This window comes from Ulvibacterium sp., from assembly GCF_028285715.1.
GTDB lineage: Bacteria > Bacteroidota > Bacteroidia > Flavobacteriales > Flavobacteriaceae > Ulvibacterium.
In genome coordinates, this window is the sequence record NZ_JANQOO010000010.1 from 129,939 (window position 1) to 150,499 (window position 20,561).

General features: G+C 42.7%; 23 protein-coding genes. 22 read left to right on the forward strand and 1 reads right to left on the reverse strand.

Going from position 1 to position 20,561, the window contains the following annotated elements; all coding sequences use genetic code 11:
- The 4 genes from Q0993_RS03915 (at position 1) to Q0993_RS03930 (ending at position 4,500) form a co-directional block, all read left to right on the forward strand.
- Positions 1–2,346: a xanthine dehydrogenase family protein molybdopterin-binding subunit gene (locus Q0993_RS03915; RefSeq protein ID WP_299529930.1), complete on the forward strand. Its 2,346-nt coding sequence runs from the start codon at positions 1–3 to the stop codon at positions 2,344–2,346.
- Between the two features lie 10 nt (positions 2,347–2,356).
- Positions 2,357–3,373, forward strand: a complete 1,017-nt coding sequence (locus Q0993_RS03920; RefSeq protein WP_299529932.1) for an FAD binding domain-containing protein — start codon at positions 2,357–2,359, stop codon at positions 3,371–3,373.
- Between the two features lie 2 nt (positions 3,374–3,375).
- A complete protein-coding gene (locus Q0993_RS03925; protein ID WP_299529934.1) occupies positions 3,376–3,633 on the forward strand; it encodes a hypothetical protein in 258 nt (85 codons plus the stop codon).
- A 261-nt stretch (positions 3,634–3,894) separates the two neighbouring features.
- Positions 3,895–4,500, forward strand: a complete 606-nt coding sequence (locus Q0993_RS03930) for a hypothetical protein (protein WP_299529936.1) — start codon at positions 3,895–3,897, stop codon at positions 4,498–4,500.
- Between the two features lie 11 nt (positions 4,501–4,511).
- On the opposite strand, the gene Q0993_RS03935 is transcribed toward Q0993_RS03930, so the two are convergent.
- The gene (locus Q0993_RS03935) at positions 4,512–5,762 is read right to left on the reverse strand and encodes an NAD(P)/FAD-dependent oxidoreductase (protein ID WP_299529938.1); all 1,251 of its coding nucleotides are present in this window, start codon (positions 5,760–5,762) and stop codon (positions 4,512–4,514) included.
- Between the two features lie 103 nt (positions 5,763–5,865).
- Here Q0993_RS03935 and hutH point away from each other — a divergent pair, with 103 nt between their 5' ends.
- From hutH to Q0993_RS04025, 18 genes are read left to right on the forward strand one after another with little or no spacing between them, the layout of a single operon-like run.
- The gene (gene hutH / locus Q0993_RS03940; RefSeq protein ID WP_299529939.1) at positions 5,866–7,395 is read left to right on the forward strand and encodes a histidine ammonia-lyase; all 1,530 of its coding nucleotides are present in this window, start codon (positions 5,866–5,868) and stop codon (positions 7,393–7,395) included.
- 4 nt (positions 7,396–7,399) lie between these two features.
- The gene (locus Q0993_RS03945) at positions 7,400–8,548 is read left to right on the forward strand and encodes a WG repeat-containing protein (protein ID WP_299529940.1); all 1,149 of its coding nucleotides are present in this window, start codon (positions 7,400–7,402) and stop codon (positions 8,546–8,548) included.
- A 16-nt stretch (positions 8,549–8,564) separates the two neighbouring features.
- Positions 8,565–9,308 (forward strand): 3-oxoacyl-ACP reductase FabG, encoded by a 744-nt coding sequence (gene fabG / locus Q0993_RS03950; protein WP_299529941.1) that lies wholly within the window; start codon positions 8,565–8,567, stop codon positions 9,306–9,308.
- A 14-nt stretch (positions 9,309–9,322) separates the two neighbouring features.
- Entirely contained in the window at positions 9,323–10,540 is a 1,218-nt protein-coding gene (locus Q0993_RS03955) for a beta-ketoacyl synthase (RefSeq protein WP_299529942.1), read from the forward strand.
- 6 nt (positions 10,541–10,546) lie between these two features.
- Positions 10,547–10,789 (forward strand): phosphopantetheine-binding protein, encoded by a 243-nt coding sequence (locus Q0993_RS03960; RefSeq protein ID WP_299529943.1) that lies wholly within the window; start codon positions 10,547–10,549, stop codon positions 10,787–10,789.
- Between the two features lie 19 nt (positions 10,790–10,808).
- Positions 10,809–11,696, forward strand: a complete 888-nt coding sequence (locus tag Q0993_RS03965) for a lipid A biosynthesis acyltransferase (protein WP_299529944.1) — start codon at positions 10,809–10,811, stop codon at positions 11,694–11,696.
- Positions 11,693–12,622 carry a dialkylrecorsinol condensing enzyme DarA gene (locus Q0993_RS03970; RefSeq protein WP_299529945.1) on the forward strand — a complete coding sequence of 310 codons (930 nt, stop codon included), beginning with the start codon at positions 11,693–11,695 and terminating at the stop codon, positions 12,620–12,622. Before Q0993_RS03965 ends, Q0993_RS03970 begins: the two co-directional genes overlap by 4 nt.
- The gene (locus Q0993_RS03975) at positions 12,619–13,752 is read left to right on the forward strand and encodes a beta-ketoacyl-ACP synthase III (protein WP_299529947.1); all 1,134 of its coding nucleotides are present in this window, start codon (positions 12,619–12,621) and stop codon (positions 13,750–13,752) included. Before Q0993_RS03970 ends, Q0993_RS03975 begins: the two co-directional genes overlap by 4 nt.
- Entirely contained in the window at positions 13,753–14,193 is a 441-nt protein-coding gene (locus Q0993_RS03980) for a hypothetical protein (protein WP_299529949.1), read from the forward strand.
- The gene (locus Q0993_RS03985) at positions 14,190–14,645 is read left to right on the forward strand and encodes an ABC transporter permease (protein ID WP_299529951.1); all 456 of its coding nucleotides are present in this window, start codon (positions 14,190–14,192) and stop codon (positions 14,643–14,645) included. The genes Q0993_RS03980 and Q0993_RS03985 overlap by 4 nt, the downstream gene beginning before the upstream one ends.
- Positions 14,645–15,046, forward strand: coding sequence for a helix-turn-helix domain-containing protein (locus Q0993_RS03990; RefSeq protein WP_299529953.1), 402 nt, complete (start codon positions 14,645–14,647; stop codon positions 15,044–15,046). The genes Q0993_RS03985 and Q0993_RS03990 overlap by 1 nt, the downstream gene beginning before the upstream one ends.
- A 3-nt stretch (positions 15,047–15,049) precedes the next feature.
- Positions 15,050–16,045, forward strand: coding sequence for a BtrH N-terminal domain-containing protein (locus tag Q0993_RS03995; protein WP_299529955.1), 996 nt, complete (start codon positions 15,050–15,052; stop codon positions 16,043–16,045).
- A 49-nt stretch (positions 16,046–16,094) separates the two neighbouring features.
- Positions 16,095–16,838 carry an ABC transporter ATP-binding protein gene (locus Q0993_RS04000; protein WP_299529957.1) on the forward strand — a complete coding sequence of 248 codons (744 nt, stop codon included), beginning with the start codon at positions 16,095–16,097 and terminating at the stop codon, positions 16,836–16,838.
- Positions 16,831–18,099 carry an ABC transporter permease gene (locus tag Q0993_RS04005; RefSeq protein ID WP_299529959.1) on the forward strand — a complete coding sequence of 423 codons (1,269 nt, stop codon included), beginning with the start codon at positions 16,831–16,833 and terminating at the stop codon, positions 18,097–18,099. The genes Q0993_RS04000 and Q0993_RS04005 overlap by 8 nt, the downstream gene beginning before the upstream one ends.
- Positions 18,089–18,526 carry a thioesterase family protein gene (locus tag Q0993_RS04010; RefSeq protein WP_299529961.1) on the forward strand — a complete coding sequence of 146 codons (438 nt, stop codon included), beginning with the start codon at positions 18,089–18,091 and terminating at the stop codon, positions 18,524–18,526. The genes Q0993_RS04005 and Q0993_RS04010 overlap by 11 nt, the downstream gene beginning before the upstream one ends.
- Positions 18,519–19,667 carry a beta-ketoacyl synthase N-terminal-like domain-containing protein gene (locus Q0993_RS04015; protein ID WP_299529963.1) on the forward strand — a complete coding sequence of 383 codons (1,149 nt, stop codon included), beginning with the start codon at positions 18,519–18,521 and terminating at the stop codon, positions 19,665–19,667. Before Q0993_RS04010 ends, Q0993_RS04015 begins: the two co-directional genes overlap by 8 nt.
- On the forward strand, positions 19,664–20,278 hold the full coding sequence (locus Q0993_RS04020; protein WP_299529965.1) for a 3-oxoacyl-ACP synthase: 615 nt from the start codon (positions 19,664–19,666) through the stop codon (positions 20,276–20,278). The genes Q0993_RS04015 and Q0993_RS04020 overlap by 4 nt, the downstream gene beginning before the upstream one ends.
- Before the next feature lie 6 nt (positions 20,279–20,284).
- Positions 20,285–20,542, forward strand: a complete 258-nt coding sequence (locus tag Q0993_RS04025) for a phosphopantetheine-binding protein (protein ID WP_299529967.1) — start codon at positions 20,285–20,287, stop codon at positions 20,540–20,542.
- Positions 20,543–20,561: the final 19 nt, after the last annotated feature.

Here is a 20,561-nt window from a genome sequence, read left to right on the forward strand (position 1 = left end):
ATGGATACTAGAAAAGAAAAATTCCCATACGGTATTCCAGGGCATAATTTAAACCAAGTGGAACGGGAAATTCCTGTTGAAGAGCCGCCTGCGTGGCCTATCAATGATGAGTTAAAACTTATCGGAAAAAGGGTCACAAGAATCGATGCCCTCGAAAAAGTGACCGGCAAGGCAATTTATACCTCAGATATTAGATTGCCAGGTATGCTGTACGCAAAGATGTTGCGTTCCAATGTGCCCCATGCCACTATCTCATCCATAGATATATCCCAAGCGAAAAGACTTCCTGGCGTACATGCCATTCACCTTATCGAGAACGCACCAAAAGAGGGAGAGGAAAAGAGCACGAATAAATACCCCATGGTAAAATATGTGGGTCAACCTTTGGCAGGTGTTGCTGCCGAAAGTTTAGAAACTGCCAAGGAGGCTGTTTCGTTAATCAAGGTAAACTACGAGCAAAAACCATTTGTTATAGACATTGAAGCCGCCATGGAACTCAATGCCCCTATTGTGTTTGATGCGCCTATCCAACAGCAGCAAGATGGTGGGGACGTAGGCGAGACTCATGATGGCAGCAAGGGAGAAGGTAATGTTAGAGGGCCATCCACTAGCAGTTTTTTTGGCGGGCCCAGGGGTAATTTGGAAGAAGGATTTAAAGAAGCCGATGTTATCGTAGAAAGAACGTATAGAACTCAGGTACATACACATATGCCATTAGAGACCCATGGCGTTGTTGTGGATTGGAATGCCGATGTTATGACGGTCTATGCCTCCACACAAAATACGGCTGCGGTTCGGAATGAGATGGCCAGCGTTTTCAATTTGCCAAAAAGCAAGGTGCGTGTCATCTGCGAATTCATGGGCGGCGGATTCGGTGCCAAGCACAGCGCCGGAAGTTTTGGACCTATGGCCGCGAATCTGGCGAAAAAAACAGGTAGGCCCGTTTGGCTGATGCTAGATAGGCAGGAAGAGCATCTTGCAGAGGGAAATCGTCCCAATTCAATTCAATACCTAAAAATTGGGGCCAAGAAAGACGGAACCTTGACCGGTATTCAACAGCGCTCCCATGGAACGGCTGGTGTTGGACTAGGCGCCGGAGTGGGGCGTATCGCCCAAATCCTATACACCTGTCCAAATTTTGCCACCGAACAGTACGACGTTTTGACCAATGCCGGACCTGGAGCGGCATGGCGCGCACCTGGAAATGTGCAAGGCGCTTTCGGCCTGGAACAAGCCATAGATGAAATGGCGGAAAAACTAAATTTGGATCCCTTAAGTTACCGGGACCATATCGATATCAGCGAAGTACGAAAAGTAGAACGCCAACGGGGAGCGGAACTTTTTGGATGGTCCCGTCGCAAACCTGCCGGAAGTGGCAAGGGTGTGGTAAAAAAAGGGCTTGGAGTAGGGCAATCTACCTGGCCCCGATTTGTTTCGTTGGATTCTTCCGTGGAAATTAAAATCCATAAAGGCGGAGGTGTAGAGATACGATCTAGCGTTCAGGATATAGGAACAGGGACTAAGACCATTCTTGCCCAAGTAGTCGCCGAGGAATTGGGCTTAGAAGTAAAGGATATCAAAGTAAATATTGGCGATACCTTTTTTCCTGTAGGACCAGGTTCCGGTGGAAGTGTGGTCACGGGTTCTATTACACCTCCTACCCGTAACGCAGCCTTTGAGGCAAAAATGGCTGTATTGAAACTTGTAGCCAAAAAATGGGAAACAGATTCTTCCGAATTGTATATGGCCGATGGTCAAGTGGGCCATAAAACAAATACAGACCTTAAAATGTCCTTTAAGGAAGCCACCAGGCTAATGCGAACCAGCCAAATCAGTAAAATAGCCAGCCGATCGGATGATTACGGTGGCTTTCAACAACCTTGGGGTCTGGCTTACGGTGATCTGGGATCAGTTCAATTTGCAGAGGTTAGCGTCAATACCGATACGGGATTTGTAAAGGTAGATCGTATAGTGGCAGCGCATAGCTGCGGTAGACCATTAAATATTGGACAATTGGAAAGTCAGATCAATGGAGGAGTCATCCAAGGGGTATCTTATGCCCTTTATGAAAACAGGGTGATGGACAATAGCACTGGCCATATGATGAACGCCAATGTGGATCAGTACAAAGTCCCATTTTCTATGGAAATTCCCGAGATTGAAACAGTAATCGTGGAAGAATATTCCGGGCGTTCCTCCACCGATGCATATGGCATTGGGGAACCCGCTAATATTGCCACGGCAGCGGCAATAGCCAACGCGGTTTACAACGCAATTGGAGTAAGGCTTTATGAAATACCCATTACCCCATCTAGCGTTCTTAAAGCATTAAGTAAAGTCTCTTAAATACAAAACCATGAATAGATTTAGTTGGCACGAAGCAAAATCTGTTGAGGATGCCCTTGAGCAGGTCAACTCTACCCTTTCCGATGAGCTATATCAGCCTACCCAAAAAGCCGCGGTTTTTAAATCTGGTGGCATTGATGTGTTCGACTGGGTAAAGGAAGGTTTGCTTAAGCCTCAAAAGATGGTCAATATCCGGAACATTCCGGGCCTCGATAAAATTAGTTATGACCGTAAGAAAGGCTTACGAATAGGGTGCAATGTTACCCTGGCGGAAATTGCTTCAAATCCTGAAATCGAAAATCAGTATTTGGCGCTCCATCAAGCGGTAAACCATGCTGCAACTCCCCAGCTCCGTAATGTTTCTACCTTGGGTGGCAATATTGCACAGCGCAACCGCTGTTGGTATTTTCGTTCGGCGGATCACAACTGCTTAAGAAAAGGAGGCGATCGCTGTTTCGCACGTAATTCACAAACCGGTGAAAATGAAAACCATGCCATACTCAATAATGGTTCTTGCGTAAGCGTCCATGCATCCTCTATAGCTACCGCACTTATGGCCTTCAATGCCAGTGTAGTCATTGCGAATGCCGAAGGGAAAGAAAAAACGGTTCCTATGGACGATTTCTTTGTCTCCCCAGGGGAAGACATTGCCATGGAGAATATTCTTAAGACCAAGGAAATCATAACCGAAATTATTCTCCCTCCACTATCAAAAAACACTAAAAGTTCGTATATCAAACAGGTAGCCCGTGAATCCTATGATTGGTCCCTGGCGGATGTGGCAGTGGTTATGGAGGTTTCGGGAAGTACCTGCAAATCGGCAAGCATAGTCTTAGGGGCAGCTGCTCCGGTACCGTATCGTTCTGTTGAAGCCCAGCAGGCTATTGAAAATAAAACTATTAATAGTGAAAATGCCACAAATGCGGCAAAAGCCGCGATGACAAAAGCGCGCCCACTTTCTAAAAATGATTATAAAGTACCTCTATTTATATCCACAATTAAGCAAACCATTTTAGAAATCTCCTAGGCATGGCAAATGGTAATGTGAATAAAAAAAACATCTGCAAATTCCTTAGGGCCAGAAATCCATATGGTATGATGGAAGGGGGAGAAAATCCCTGGCTCTTATTGGATGATGCCAATACCATTTGTTGGTGCATTACTTCCGCTGGCGCTACAGGACCGGATAATGGTTTGGTATCCCCCATGCACTGTTTGGAAGGACGGAGTTGTTTTGTTTCCGAAGATGTGGATGATTTTATGGACAAGGAACCTCCTATAGTGTGAACAAATACCATTGTGTCGGGCCGAGAAATCAAAACTCTTTTCGGATTGAGAAGTAGTTTTTAATTATCTCTGTTTTCAGAGCTCAAAGCTATCCAAAAGACCTGTAAAGAAGAGTCCCTAAATACTTCTATTAATCCCAACGAATCCCTGGCAGCAACGAGTAGATAGGGATGGATTCCTGCTATTTCCGAGTTTGGCCATACAATTTGTTGACCACTTTTGAGTTTAGATAAAGATAATTAATCAATCTAATCCATAATCATGAAAAAGTACCTACCTTTTTTTATCTCGCTATTCATTACTGCTCTTTCCGCCCAAAAAATGAAAATAGTCGAGGGCGACTTCGAGTTCCTTAAAGGACAAACTGAAATTAATGTAGAGTTTATATATGATAATATGAAGCTCCTTAAGGACAACCTCCCCAATGACGAATACGTAGAAAACCACGCCGCTAAATTGGAAGAAGATACCAGGGGCAAGGGGAAGTCTTGGGAAAAAAGTTGGTATGCAAGCCGAGAGCTTATTTATGCCCCAAAATTTTTGGAATTAATGAACCGGTATTTTCATGAAGATCATGGCATCTATTTTGATGAAGACCTTACCAATGCCGAATACACCCTTATTGTGGATACAGTTTGGGTATACCCAGGATGGGATGCCGGCATAATGAAGCAGCCGGCCAAGGTTTCAACAATCCTCCGCTTTGTGGAAACGGCGAATAAAGGCCATATTCTGGCCGAGGTAAACAGCAAACATGCCCCTGGTGATCAGTGGGGAAGTAGTTTTAATAATGAGGACCGTATTGGGGAAGGGTACGCCAAAACAGGGAAATCTTTTGCGAAACTAATTAGGAAGAAGGCTTTTTAAAAACCTGAAAACTATTTTTCGGACAGACGCATTTCCTTTTCGAGATCTGTAATATGGGCTACGGCCTTTACCAACCGATGGTGGTTCTTTACAAAAGGATTGGTTTGATCCCAAACGTATCCGGCCAAAACGGCGCAAATTTGTTTTTTGATCTCCGGATTTTCAGGTTTGTGAAAGAAAATCTTTTGCAAGCTGCCGGCATACCATTCCTTTACATAAGTAGTAAAAACCTCCACTCCCTTTCGGATGTAGTTTGAATAATCCGTTTCCCAATCGACGTCCTTACCTTTCAATTGCTTGGCAATAAGTTTGGCGGACAATAAGGCCGATTCAGTGGCAAAGGTAACCCCGGACGAAAAAACGGGATCCAAAAACTCTGCACTATTCCCAGTAAGGACATAGCCTTCGCCATACAATTGTTTTACGGACTTCGAGAAATTTTGTATGATTCGCGGCTCAAATGCATACTCCAAATCCTTGAAACGGTCATAATAATAATCCGAAAGTTTCATCATTTCGATTAACTTTTGCGTACTATCGCCTTCAAAAGAATTTATATAGTCCGTGGGCCCCACGTAACCGATGCTTGTGTATCCGTTGGAAAAAGGAATGACCCATAACCATGTTTCGGTACTTACCACATCAAAGGTTATTAAAGTACCTTCCCTTCCTTCTGGCCTTCTTACGTCCTTTACATGGGTGAAAATTGAAGAATGTTTGGGTATCTCCGAGGGTTTGTCCAAATCCAGCAATCTGGGAAGCACCCTACCAAAGCCGCTGGCATCAATAATAAATTTTGCGTTGACATAAGAGAGTCCACCCTCCATATCCCTTATAGTCGTAGTAGATCCGGTTTCATGGAAATCTACGGCTACAACTTCTTGCTGAAAACAGATGTCGACGCCCCTTTTCTGAAGAGTATCTGTCATAGCCTTGTCAAAATCAGCACGAGGCACTTGCCAAGTCCAATCCCACCCTAGAGTATGTTTTTTGCTAAAATCAAAATTACAAACCTCTCCCCCTTTCATAAAACGGGCGCCCGATTTAATTTCAAAGCCATATGCATCAAGGCAGTCGAAAAGATCGGTTTCCTTAAAATGGTCCATACATCTGGGCAACAGGCTTTCTCCTATAACAAATCTTGGAAATTCATTCTTTTCCACCACCTTAATCGTAAACCCCTTACCGTGGAGGTAGGAGGCAGCAACACTGCCGGATGGACCCGCTCCAATAATCAAAACATCTACCATTTCCTTCTTCATAGCCCGAATAAAATATAGATTCGCTAATTATTATAAATTTGCAAACCAAATTAACTATTTTTATTTAGTATATAGCCATTAACAAAGTTTGATCCGACCATAGATGCCGAAAATTAAGGGAAAGTTAGGAATAGACGAGTTTTATAACGTAATCTTTAATGGGGAGCCAGTCAGCATAGACCAGACCGTTCTCACTACCGTTCAGAAAAGCTTTGATTTTCTTAAGGAATTTTCAAAAAACAAAATTATATATGGTGTAAATACGGGATTTGGCCCAATGGCCCAATACAAGATCAAGGATTCCGAAAGAACCCAATTACAATACAACCTGATTCGAAGCCATGCTTCCGGTACCGGAAATCCGATTCCGGTCAAATATGTTAAGGCAGCTATGCTGGCAAGGCTTAACACGTTGAGCTTGGGCAATTCTGGAGTGCATACTTCGGTGATAGATTTAATGACCTCTTTGATCAATAAGGACATTATTCCCTTAATTTATGAACATGGCGGTGTTGGTGCAAGCGGTGACCTGGTTCAATTGGCACACTTGGCACTGATATTGATCGGCGAAGGAAAAGTGTACTACAAGGGTGAATTAAGACCTACTCAAGAGGTGTTTGAAATCGAAGGGCTCCAACCCATATCGGTAGAAATCCGAGAGGGTTTGGCTTTGATCAACGGAACATCCGTTATGACCGGTATTGGGGTGGTGAACACCATTTATACCCGCAGATTATTGGAATGGATGATAGCCTGTTCCTCGGCCATAAACGAAATAGTCCAAGCCTATGACGATCATTTGTCCCATGATTTGAATGAGACCAAAAAACATCAGGGCCAACGGGAAATTGCCCGTGCTATGCGAAGCCATTTGAAGGATAGCACGCTCACAAGAAAACGCGAACATCATTTGTATACAGAAAATAACGGGATTACTATCTTTGAGGAAAAGGTACAGGAATACTATTCCTTACGCTGTGTGCCCCAAATATTGGGTCCTGTACTGGATACATTGAATGACGTTGAGCGAATCTTGATGGAGGAGGTAAATTCGGCAAACGATAATCCGATAGTGAACGTGGAAAAAAAGCATGTTTACCATGGAGGAAATTTTCATGGGGACTATGTTTCCCTTGAAATGGATAAATTGAAAATAGTAGTTACCAAAATGAGCATGTTGGCAGAGCGGCAACTAAATTATTTAATGAACTCGAAGCTAAACGACATACTACCCCCTTTTGTAAACCTAGGAAAATTGGGGTTGAATTTTGGCATGCAGGGTGTACAATTCACTGCAACTAGTACTACGGCAGAGAACCAAATGCTATCCAATCCAATGTACGTACATAGTATCCCCAATAATAATGACAACCAGGATATTGTAAGTATGGGCACCAATGCCGCATTGATTACCAAAAAAGTAATCGAAAATGCATTTGAGGTTATAGCCATTGAACTAATTACCGTAGTACAGGCCATAGAATATCTAAAGGTCCAGGATAAAGTTTCCTCAAAGACAAAGAAAATGTACGAGGCCATTAGGGCTATTGTTCCCCCGTTCAGGGAAGATCTGGTGATGTACCCTTATGTTAATCAGGTCAAGGATTTTATCACTAACCATAAAAACAATTAGAACTATGAGAACAAAAAGCGTTATGAAAACCACATTGACACTAATCTTGGGTATCTTATTGGGAATGACAGATTTGCCGGCACAGGAGCTTGCTTTGGTGCGGGAAGATGGTAAATTTGGGTATATAGATAAGTCCGGGGCTTTTGTCATCCAACCAAAATTTGAAAAGGCCAAAAGCTTTTCGGGCCCCTATGCCATGGCAGAAAAGAACGGTAATTGGGGGTATATCAATGCCTCGGGAGAATGGGCCATTGAACCAAAATTTGACAAAGCGAAAAAATTCAATTCAGGGCGCGCTATGGTCTACACAAATGATGAATGGGGTTATATAGACGATTCAGGAAATCCCCTTGACGTTCCATCTGCCGAAAAGTATTACGATTTTAATAATGGCGTGGCACTGATTAAAAAAGACGACAGAATAGGCCTTTTGGGAACGGATGGAAAACTAATTCTGGAGCCGAAATTTGAGGAAATAAAGAATTTCCACCATGGCGGGGCCAAAGTCAGAAATGGAGATCTTTGGGGAATGATCAACCAAAAAGGAGAACTCCTTATCCCGGTCGAGTACAAGGAATTGGGATTTAATCATCCCAATGGGGTCTGGGGCAGAAAAGGCGATGATTATGGAATTGTGGTAAACGGGCAACTAAAAGTAATACCTGGAGTGGACAGAATCTGGAATTTCCATGACGGCTCAGATTGGACCTATGCCAGGAAGGATAAAAAATTGGGCTATATCAACAATCAGGGAGAATGGGTTATAGAGCCCAAGTTCGATAAAGCAAGAGCTTTTAAAAATGGCTTGGCTCCCGTGGCCCAGAGCAAAAAATGGGGCTATATCAACGAAAAAGGTGAGACCGTTATTGATTTTCAATATAGGGATGCCGAAGTTTTTTCCAAAGACGGTCTTGCACCCGTAAAGGACAAGGACTGGGGGTTCATCGATTCGTCAGGCAATCTGGTAATTCCCATGGACTATGATATTTCGGTAGGCTTTGCTTTTTTCCAGAGCGGGGAAGATAAAGGTTTCATCAATGGCCTTTCTCGGGTAAAGACCAAAAAAGGCTGGGGCTATTTAGACAAGGAAGGAAAGCTTCTAGGTAATAAATGGTACCAAAATGCAGAGCTTTTTGTTGATACCAGCAAGTAATTTATACGGACCGTGAATGGGAGAAGCTAAAAAGTGTGCCCTTATAACAGGAGGGTCTAGGGGAATAGGCCGTGCCATTTGTGTGCAATTGGCCCAAGATACCGATTACCACATATTGATCAATTACAACAGTAATAGTGAGGCCGCCCAAGAAACTTTAGTCCAAGTAAAGAAAGCCGGAGGATCCGGTGAACTTCTACCCTTTAATGTTGCAGATGCAAATGCCGTAAAGACGGCCTTGGACAAGTGGCAGGAAAACAACGGGGAAGCCATTATCGAAGTAATCATTAACAATGCGGGTATCGCCCAAGACGGGCTCTTTATGTGGATGAAACCTGAAGATTGGTCCAATGTGCTAAACACCAGCCTTAACGGTTTTTTCAATGTCACCAATCATTTGATTCAAAAACTCTTGGTCCATAAGTATGGTAGAATTATCAATATGGTCTCCGTTTCGGGGCTAAAAGGAACTTCTGGACAGGTCAATTATTCCGCTGCAAAGGGAGGGCTTATTTCGGCCACCAAGGCACTTGCACAAGAAGTAGCGAAAAGAAACGTTACTGTAAATGCAATAGCGCCCGGATTTATCAAAACCGATATGACAAACCAAATGGATGAAAAGGAATTGAAAAAAATGATTCCGGCCAATCGATTTGGGGAAGCTGAAGAGGTAGCGCACCTGGTTTCGTTTTTGATTTCCAAAAAGGCGTCTTACATAACTGGAGAGGTAATCAGCATTAACGGCGGTATTTACTCTTAAATTATTTTTTGGCCATGCAACGAGTGGTTATAACAGGTATGGGTATTTATTCCTGTATAGGCAAAAACTTGGAAGAGGTAAGGAATTCGTTATACCAAGGCAAATCAGGAATCATTTACGATAAACAAAGGGAAGCTTTTGGCTATAGATCTCCTTTAACAGGTTATGTACAATTACCAGACCTCAAAGGTCAGCTTTCCAGAAGACAACGGGTAAGTATGGGCGAAGAAGCGGCCTATGCCTATGTAGCCACTATGGAGGCCTTAAAAAATGCCAATATCCCATTAGAATTCATGGAGACCCACGAGGTCGGTATCATTTATGGCAATGATAGTACTGCAAAATCTGTTATTGAATCCATAGATATCGTCCGTGAAAAAAAAGATACCACCTTGGTAGGTTCGGGAGCTATTTTTAAAGCGATGAATTCTACAGTGTCCATGAACCTTTCCACAATCCTTAAGCTCAGGGGTATAAACCTTACCCTAAGTGCCGCTTGCGCCAGTGGGTCCCATTCCATTGGTATGGCCTATCAACTTATTAAGGGTGGGCTTCAAGATTGTATTATCTGTGGGGGTGCCCAAGAAATCAATCATTTGGCCATGGCCAGTTTTGATGGACTCGGCGTATTTACCGTTAATATGGAAAACCCTGAGAAGGCCTCCCGGCCCTTCGATAAAAGTAGGGATGGCCTGGTTCCCAGTGGCGGGGCCGCCACACTCATTTTGGAGAGCTATGAATCCGCCAAGGAAAGAGGTGCTCCTATCTTTGGGGAAATTGTAGGTTATGGATTTTCCTCCAATGGAGGTCATATTTCAACACCCAATGTGGATGGACCTGCCTCGGCAATGAAAAAAGCCTTGAAAGACGCTAATATAGAGGCGGCTACTGTGGATTATGTAAACGCCCATGCGACCTCTACCCCTGTAGGTGATGCCAATGAGGCGAAGGCCATATTTGAGGTTTTCGGAGCGGACAATCCCTATGTGAGCTCCACCAAGTCTATGACAGGCCATGAGTGCTGGATGGCCGGTGCCAGTGAGGTAATCTATGGTACGCTGATGATGCAAAATTCTTTTATAGCGCCCAATATTAATCTAGGAGAACCCGATGAGGATTCTTCCAAATTAAACATCGTTAAGAAAACCTTAAATAAAAAAATTGACGTATTTTTGTCCAATTCATTCGGTTTTGGTGGTACCAACTCCGCATTGATAATAAAAAAATGCTAGAGAAAAATGACTAAAGAGGTTATTGTCGAAAAAATTGATGACTTCCTTATAGACGAATTTGAAGTAGAGGAAGAAGATATTGCGCCAGAAGCGAATCTAAAGGAGACTTTGGAACTGGACAGTCTCGATTTTGTGGATTTAGTCGTGGCGGTAGAAAGTAACTTTGGTGTTAAACTGGTCGGAGAGGATTTCATAAACATTATAACACTTCAGGATTTCTACGACCTCATCGAACGGAAATTGGACTAAAAGTTCTCAAAACTCGTCCATGGCAACGGAATGGGAAGGAAAATCCAGAGGCACCGTACTAGGATATAAAATCTTTATTTTTTTTATTAAAAAATTAGGCATCCGTGCCTCATATTTCCTGCTTTACTTTGTTATTCTTTATTTCTGCCTTTTCTCCTGGAAAAACACAAAGGCAATTTACTACTACCTCCGCCAAAGGCTGGGATACTCCCTTGTAAGGAGCATTTTTGGAATTTATAGAAGTTACTACCGCTTTGGACAAACGCTCATTGACAAGACGGCCATAGCATCCGGGCTGCGGAATCGGTTCACGTATGAGTTTGACGGTATAGAGAACATAAAGGACTTACTGGCAAAGGGTGAAGGAGGTATTCTAATCAGTGCACACCTTGGAAATTTCGAGATAGCCGAATTCTTCTTTGAAGATATAGATACCCGGTCCCAGATCAACCTAGTAACCACAGATGCCGAACATGAGCACATAAAGGAATATCTTGAAAGTGTTACCTCAAGATCAAAAATCAAGTTTATATTGGTAAAGGATGATCTTTCGCATATTTTTGAAATCAATGTGGCCTTGGGCAAAGGAGAGCTGGTCTGTTTTACCGGTGATCGTTATTTTGAAACCCAAAAAACATTGATCGGGACGCTTTTGGGTGAGAAGGCCTGTTTCCCAGCTGGCCCATTTCTGTTAGGTTCTCGACTTAAAGTTCCCGTATTGTTCGTATATGTTATGAAGGAGACCGCCAAGCACTACCACCTTTTTGCCAGAAAAGCTGTGGTCAAAAACAGGGATGCCCAAGGTTTATTGGAGGAATATACCAAAAGTGTGGAATGGATCTTGAGCAAATATCCCATGCAATGGTTCAACTATTTTGACTTTTGGAAAAAAAAGGAAAGCACATGAAGGAAGTTCTAGTCGTCTATTACTCCCAAACAGGACAATTGTTGCATATTCTGGAAAATATGGTTTCTCCACTAAAACAGGGTAATATTAGGATTTCCTATTACAGCATAGTCCCAAAGGACCCTTATGAATTTCCATGGAAAAAGGAGAATTTTTTTGATTGCTTCCCCGAGTCTTTTTTACAAATTCCCTCCGGTTTTCATCCGCCTGAAGAGGAAATCCTAAAGAAAGAATACGATTTGGTAATTTTAGGCTACCAAGTATGGTACCTCACTCCATCCATTCCCATCAATTCATTCTTAAGATCCGATATCGGGAAGTCCCTTTTAAAGAACAGACCGGTCTTAACCGTTGTTGCCTGTAGGAATATGTGGATACAGGCTCAGGAGAAGATGAAAAGGCTTTTGGTCAAAATAGAAGCCAAACTCGTTGGTCATATTGCGCTCGTGGATCGCCATATCAATCATATCAGTGTCATTACCATTTCGCATTGGATGTTGTCCGGAAGAAAGGACAGATATCTGGGTATTTTTCCGAAGCCCGGAGTTTCCGATAAGGACATTAGGGAAGCCGACAAATTTGGAGAACCTATAAAGAATGCGCTGCTTTTCGATGACTTTTCTGATTTGCAGGAAAATTTATTAAAGCTAGGGGCGGTTCACATTAACCCGTATTTAGTGCTTACCGATAAAAGAGGCAATATTTTGTTTTCCAAATGGGCCAATCATTTAATTAAAAAAGGAGGGGCCGGAGAACCATCACGACTTAAATGGATCAGAATATTCAATTATTATTTGTTATTTGCAATCTGGGTCATAGCACCAATAGTTTTTATTGTATTTTTGCTCACTTATTTGCCACGGTACCAGAGGATGAAAGAGGATAAAGCCTACTATTCCTCGGTAGCACTAAAGGAAAATAGATGAAGGACGTTTACATAACACGGATTGCCAAGTTTTTGCCCAATGACCCTGTGGATAACGATGGGATGGAGGAAAAACTAGGGATTTTAGGTGGCAAGACTTCAAAAGCTAGGCGAATTGTATTACGCAACAACAAGATAAAAACACGGTATTATGCCTTGGATGGTAACGGCGAGGTAACCCATAATAATGCCCAGTTGACCAAAGAGGCCATCGAACGCCTATGTGATGAAGATTTTACGGTAAGAGATATACAATTACTTTCCTGTGGGACCTCCAGCCCTGACCAAATATTACCATCCCACGCTGCTATGGTGCATGGCTTTTTGAAGAACGGCAATATGGAAATCAATTCAGCCTCCGGTGCTTGCTGTTCAGGCATGAATGCATTGAAATACGGTTACCTATCAGTTAAGATCGGACAGGTGGAAAGGGCCGTTTGTACAGGTTCAGAACGTAGCTCTACCTGGCTGAAGTCCGAAATTTATGAGGATGAAATAGAACATTTGAAAGCATTGGAGGAAAATCCTATGCTGTCCTTCAACAAGGAATTTCTGCGTTGGATGTTATCCGATGGCTCAGGAGCGGTGTTGCTGGAGTCAACCCCTAAAGGCAAGACACCCTTAAAGATTGAATGGATTGAGGGCTATTCCTATGCCTTTGAACTGGAAGCCTGTATGTATGCTGGTGGCGATAAGGAAGAAAATGGACATCTAAGGCCCTGGACGGAATATCACGCCAATGACTGGAGTAAAAAATCGGTGTTTGCAGTAAAGCAAGACACCCGATTGCTCGGTGAATATATATTGGAAAAAGGTGTGAACAGCCTAAAATTGACCTATGAAAAATACGGCATCGGGCCGGATGATGTGGATTATTACCTACCGCATATCTCATCATACTATTTCAAGGAAGGCCTGTATAAAGAGATGAAGCGGCAAGGCATTGAAATGCCCTTGGATAAATGGTTCCTGAATCTAGAAAAGGTCGGTAATGTAGGAGCAGCATCTATCTACATGATGTTGGAGGAACTGGTAGACTCCGGGAAACTCAAAAAGGGGGATAGAATATTGCTACATGTCCCGGAAAGTGCCCGCTTTTCCTACACCTACGCCTATTTGACCGTAAGTTAAATGAATCTTCTAAAGGACCCCATAACCGATAGGGACTTTCTACTTGGACTAATTCCCCAAAAACATCCTTTTGTAATGGTGGATAAATTATTTTATTTTTCCACAGAAAGAATAATATCGGGGTTCACCATTACAAATGATAATCTTTTTACGGAAAATGAAGTGTTCAAAGAACCCGGACTTATTGAGAATATGGCACAAACCGTAGCACTGCATACCGGATATCATTATTTCTTAAAAAACCAAGAGGCCCCTATGGGATACATCGGTGCCATTGCCAAAGTGGAAATCGATTCGCTTCCTTTGCTAGGACAGGAGCTCAAGACTACGGTTCATATCCTACACGATATTATGGGAGTTACATTAGTAGCGACTCAAATTGAATGTAATGGATCTCTTATAGCAACGGGCAAAATGAAAACCGTACTGGCCAAGAGGTGAAGAATGCGCGTATACATATCGACATTAAGAAGTTTCTTCCCCATAGGGAACCCATGCTCATGGTAAATACCATGCCCTATCTTGATGCCGACTCCGTCGTTACGGAATTCCATATAACGGAGGATTGCATTTTCGTACGCAATGACCACTTATCGGAAACAGGGCTTATTGAAAATGCGGCCCAGGCCTGTTCGGCAATCGTGGGGCAAAGTTATTTCGAAACTGATGATCTGGAGGGTAAAGGCAATAAGGTTATAGGATATATCAGTGCTATAAAAAAAGTAGCTATATTTCAATTGCCCAAGGTAAACGAAACCTTGATTACAAAAGCGAAATTAGTTTCCCGGTATGATACGGAAGAATTCAGTATTTGTACGATAACCGGTTCCATTTTTAGAAAAGACGATTTAATCGTAGATTGTACCTTGAACTTTTTAATTCATGAGGTATAATGAAAAAGGGCGAAGTGCCACAACACAAAAGTATACTTGAATCGGCCAACCTTCGCGAAATGTGCTATGCTGTGGACGAAAACGGAGAGTATACTACAGCACTGAGCACTGGTTGGGATCCCAAGACCATAGCACTGGAAAATGCGTTAAAGGAAATTGAGGAACGTGTGGAGGAAGCAAGACAAGGTGTGCTCGCCCATGAGGTCAGCCCTATTGTATATTATATGGAGCTTCATAAGATGGACTTAAGTATCCTGGCGAGTTATGTAGGGATTTGGAAATGGCGTGTAAAACGTCATTTTAAACCTTCGGTCTTTAAAAAATTGAGCTCCGGAACACTACAAAAATATGCCAATGTCTTTGACATTACCGTTGAGGAACTAGTGCATATAGACCCTTGAACCATGCAAATAGATTTTACACATAAACAGTCTGCCCATTGTGAGAACGGGGTGGTATCCAACCTCATGCGGCACAATGGTTTTGAAGTAAGTGAGCCTATGGTATTCGGAATAGGATCCGGGCTTCTATTTAGTTACCTCCCTTTTTTAAAAGTCAACTATGCCCCTGTTTTTACCTATAGGGTAATGCCCGGTCTTATCTTTAATCGGTTTGCCAAACGTGTCGGCATTAAGGTGAAAAGGGAAAAATTCAAAAGCCCGGGTGATGCCCAGGCAAGACTGGATCTAAATTTGGCGAACAACAACCCTGTGGGGCTCCAGGTAGGGGTATTCCAATTGCCCTATTTCCCGGAAGAGTATCGCTTTCATTTCAATGCGCACAATATGGTGGTCTACGGAAAGGCAGGGAACACGTATCTCATTAGCGACCCTGTTATGGAGGATGTCACCACCTTAACAGATAAAGAATTGGAAAAGGTTCGGTTTGCCAAGGGGGCCTTTGCCCCTAAAGGCCATATGTATTACCCGATTGCCTTCCCAAAGAGCCTGGACCTGGAAAAGGCTATTGTAAAGGGTATAAAACATACTTGTAGGGACATGATCGCTCCCGTACCCATCGTAGGGGTAAGAGCCATGCGCTGGGTAGCCAAAAATATTCGGAAATGGCCCCAAAAATTGGGAACCAAAAAAGCTAATCATTATTTGGGACAGATTGTTCGCATGCAGGAGGAAATAGGAACGGGCGGTGGTGGATTTCGGTACATTTATGCTGCCTTTTTGCAAGAAGCCGGTAAAGTGCTGAAAAACGAAAAACTACCGGAGTTTTCAAAAGAAATGACCGAAATTGGAGATCAATGGCGAGATTTCGCGCTAGAGGCTTCACGGGTCTATAAAAATCGTAGTGTGCAGACTGACGCCTATAATAAAGTGGCGGACCAGTTGATGGATCTGGCCCAAAAGGAGGAGATTTTTTTTAAAGCGCTACGTAAGGCGATCTAGAGGTTTTAATCACTGTAATGCATCCGTTGTTTTGGAAAAATCACAGCCCATGATTCAAATCGACCAACTATCCAAAAAATATAAGGGAGCCGATTTTTACGCGGTAAAGGATTTGAGCCTAGCTGTTCATGAAGAAGAGATTTTTGGCTTGTTGGGCCCAAACGGGGCAGGTAAAACTACTTTGATTTCCATGTTAAGTGCTCTGCTAAAGCCAACATCGGGTTCCTTTTCCATACATGGACTGGATTTCCAGCGGCATAAAAATGAATTAAAACAACATATAGGTATCGTTCCCCAAGATTATGCGCTCTATCCTTCGTTGACCGCTTTTGAGAATTTACACTATTTCGGAAGTATGTACGGGTTAAAGGGCCATTCCCTACAAGAAAGAATACTATCCGGTTTAAAAACACTTGGACTTCATGAATTTGCCCATAAAAGGATACGAACGTTCTCCGGGGGAATGAAAAGGCGTATCAATCTCATTGCCAGCATTCTGCACGAACCTAAAGTATTGTTCCTGGATGAACCCACGGTAGGGGTTGACGTACAGTCCAAAAGTGCTATCCTGGAACATTTAAAGCATCTAAACCATAAGGGTACCACGATCATCTATACCTCCCACCATCTGAACGAGGCCGAGCATTTTTGTACGCGGGTCGCTATTATAGACCATGGTAAAATTGTTTGTAAGGGGCAACCAAAAGACTTGGTCGTAGAACAAAAAGGGGCAAGTAATCTCGAGGAGGTTTTTCTGGCCCGAACTGGAAAGGCATTGCGGGACTATGCATAAACTTTGGGTCTCCACATATAAGGAATTTTTGCTTTTGATCCGAGACTGGGGCGGTTTGGCCATTCTATTCCTTATGCCCTTGGTCTTGTTGATAGTTATCACTTTGGTACAGGATAGTACTTTCAAGACCGTTAAAGAAACAAAAATTCCTATTCTATTGGTAGATCTGGATGATGGAACGGTTTCCAAAAGTATACATGAAAATTTCTCGGAAAGCAGATCCTTGGAAATCATCAAAAAGACATCCGAAACTGAGGCTATTGAACTCGTACAAAAAGGGGATTATCAATTGGCCATAATCATCCCGAAGGGACTGTCCACAGATTTGGACAAAAAAGTAACGACCAATGTAGATGGTATCTTGGAAAAATTTGGGTTGAGAGAAGAAAAAGATACGATTTCAAAAACCCTAAAAATCGAGCCCAAGGAGATACGGCTCTACTTTGATCCTGCCACCCAACAGTCCTTTAAGAGTTCCATAAAAAATGGTATCGATAAAATGATTTCCAAAATTGAAATCGAGACCATTTATAACGCTTTTCAGGAGCAATTGACAGATGATGCCTCTGAAATTATTTTTGATACCGAAAGTTTTATCACCTTCACCGAAATCGTTCCAGGGGCGGATAGGAATTACATCCCTAACTCAACGCAACACAACGTACCGGCGTGGACGCTCTTTGCTATCTTTTTTATTATCCTACCCCTTTCCATTAATATGATAAAGGAAAAGAACCAGGGAACTTTTATACGCCTCCGTACCCAACCGGTATCCTATGCGACTGTCTTGGGAGGCAAGACCTTGATTTTTTTAATCGTATGTTTGATTCAGTTCTCCTTGATGTTACTGATAGGCGTTTACTTGTTTCCCTCTCTTGGCCTGCCACAATTGGACGTCCGCGATAAGCTGCCGCTTCTATATATAACGGCCTTTTTTGCTGGTTTGGCAGCTATTGGATTGGGACTTTTAATAGGAACAATTGCCAAATCTCAAGAGCAATCGGCACCTTTTGGCGCCACATTAGTGGTTATTTTAGCAGCGTTGGGAGGAGTTTGGGTACCTGTTTTTGTGATGCCCTCTACTATGCAGTTGCTTTCGAACATCTCACCAATGAATTGGGGATTAAATGCCTTCTATGATGTATTTTTGCGCAATGCAGGGGTTTCGGAAATTATCCCTGAAATTTCGTTGTTGCTGGGATTTTTTGTGTTGTGCACTCTAATTGCGGTCATTTATTATGAACAAAAAAATGCGGTCTAAACCCAAAAAGGAAATTGGTTATACAAGCCAGATACGTGTACGGTTTGTGGAAACCGATCCTTTGGGCATTGTTTGGCATGGGAATTATATTCAATATTTTGAGGATGGCCGTGAAGCTTTTGGAAGGCACCATGGGATATCTTACTTGGATCAGAAAGTGCATAATTTTTCCACTCCCATAGTTACATCCAAAAGCGAACACAAACTCCCTTTGCGCTATGGGGACGTTGCCACTGTAAAGACCATTTATGTGGATTCCCCGGCCGCTAAGATGATATTTCGATATGAAATCTATAATCCCAAAGGGGAACTGGTCTGTACTGGGGAAACCGTACAGGTATTTGTGGAACTTGGTGGGGAAATGTCATTGACCATTCCGAAATTCTTTTTGGAGTGGAAGAGAAAAGTTGGATTGTTGGATGGATAAGATATACGTGTCACATAATTCTATTGTTTCCTGCTTGGGCAACGATAGTCAAACCGTAATCCAAAAAATAAAGGATGGGGTTTCTGGACTTCAACCCGTAAACGACCCTAAACTACTTGACCAACCCCTGTGTACCTCACAAATTAATATAGAAAAAATACCCAAGACCATTAGAGGCAAGGCGAAAGAAGAAATCTTTACACGCTTGGAACATATGTTGTTGAACTCTTTGGGTAAGGTTATCCAAGCCTCCAAAATTGAATTGACCGATCGGGTCGGACTTATTATTTCCACCACCAAGGGCAATATAGATGTTTTGGATGATGACAACCCGTTCCCCAAAGAGCGGGCGTATTTGGCTGAATTGGGAAAGGTCCTGAAGGAGTTTTTTGGATTTAGGACCCATCCCATAGTATTGTCCAATGCTTGTGTTTCGGGCTTGTTGGCCATTGCCACTGCAAAAAAAATGATCCTGCAGGGCGATTTTGATCATGTGTTTGTCACCGGAGGCGATTTGGCCTCCAAGTTTACCCTTTCAGGCTTCAGGGCATTTCAGGCACTGAGTTCGGTACCATGTAGGCCCTATGACAAGAATCGTTCGGGTATCAATATCGGGGAAGTAGGCACCAGTGCTTTGGTTACCAAGGACGATACTAAACTTGCCCGGGAAGCCGTAATCATTTTGGGCGATGCCTCTTGCAATGACGCCAACCATATTTCCGGTCCCTCAAGAACGGGTGAGGGACTATACCGGGCGGTAAAACTTGCCTTAAAGGAAGCAAAATTACAACCTAAGGATATCGATTTCATCTCCGCACATGGAACGGCAACCCAATTCAATGATGAAATGGAAGCTATTGCCTTCAACCGGTTGAAGCTCCAAAACACACCCTTGAATAGTTTAAAAGGCTATTTTGGCCACACTTTAGGTGCCTCAGGTCTTTTAGAAACGATAGTGGGTATGCATTCCCTACATCAGAATACCGTAATTGCATCCATGGGATTTGAGGAAATAGGAGTATCACAACCTATCAATATCATTCGACGAACGGAGTCCAGGCCAATGGATACCTTCCTAAAAACGTCTTCGGGATTTGGAGGTTCCAACACGGCTGTCGTTTTTAAAAAGGTAGCGGAATGATGAAAAAAAAATATTGTATATCTTCCTATTGCCATATCCGGGACAATACTATATCCCTTAACGGGAAAACAATTTATACTGGGCAGCACTCTGACCTCAAGTCACTCACAAAATCGGCCTACCGCCACTTCGATATCGATTATCCCAAGTTTTTCAAAATGGACAACCTAAGTAGGTTGGGGTTTTTAGCAGCGGAGATTCTTTTAACGAACGAAGGTGTTCTTCCTGAAAACGAAGAAGACATCGCCATTGTATTAAGCAATAGGGCATCAAGTCTGGATACGGACAGAAAGCATTGGGAATCTATCCGGGATTCCCATAATTATTATCCCAGTCCAGCTATTTTTGTCTATACCTTACCCAATATTTGTATTGGAGAAATTAGTATTAGGCACAAACTTTATTCTGAAAATAGTTTTTTTATCTTTGACGAATTTAATCCAAATCACCTGTTCTCATACGCGAACGGATTGTTGGATACGGAAAAAACAAGAAAAGTACTGTGCGGTTGGGTGGATGTCGATGGACCTGTTTACAAGGCTTTTTTATATTTAGTGGGCAAAGAAGGCCCTGTATTGCATAGTATTGAGGAAATAACCCGATTATTTTAGACCCATATGGAGGCATTGAAAGAAGAGTTGAAATCAAAAATCATAGAGCAGTTAAATCTTGAAGATGTTTCGGTGGATGAAATTGCCGACGATGATCCACTTTTTGGTGACGGTTTGGGGCTGGATTCCATAGATGCCCTAGAACTCATTGTGATGCTCGATAAGGATTATGGCATAAAATTGGCCGATCCCAAGGAAGGAAAAAAGATCTTCGAATCCGTCGGAACCATGGCGGATTATATTGCACAACACAAGACCAAATAAATTTCCCGCTTCACCTTCC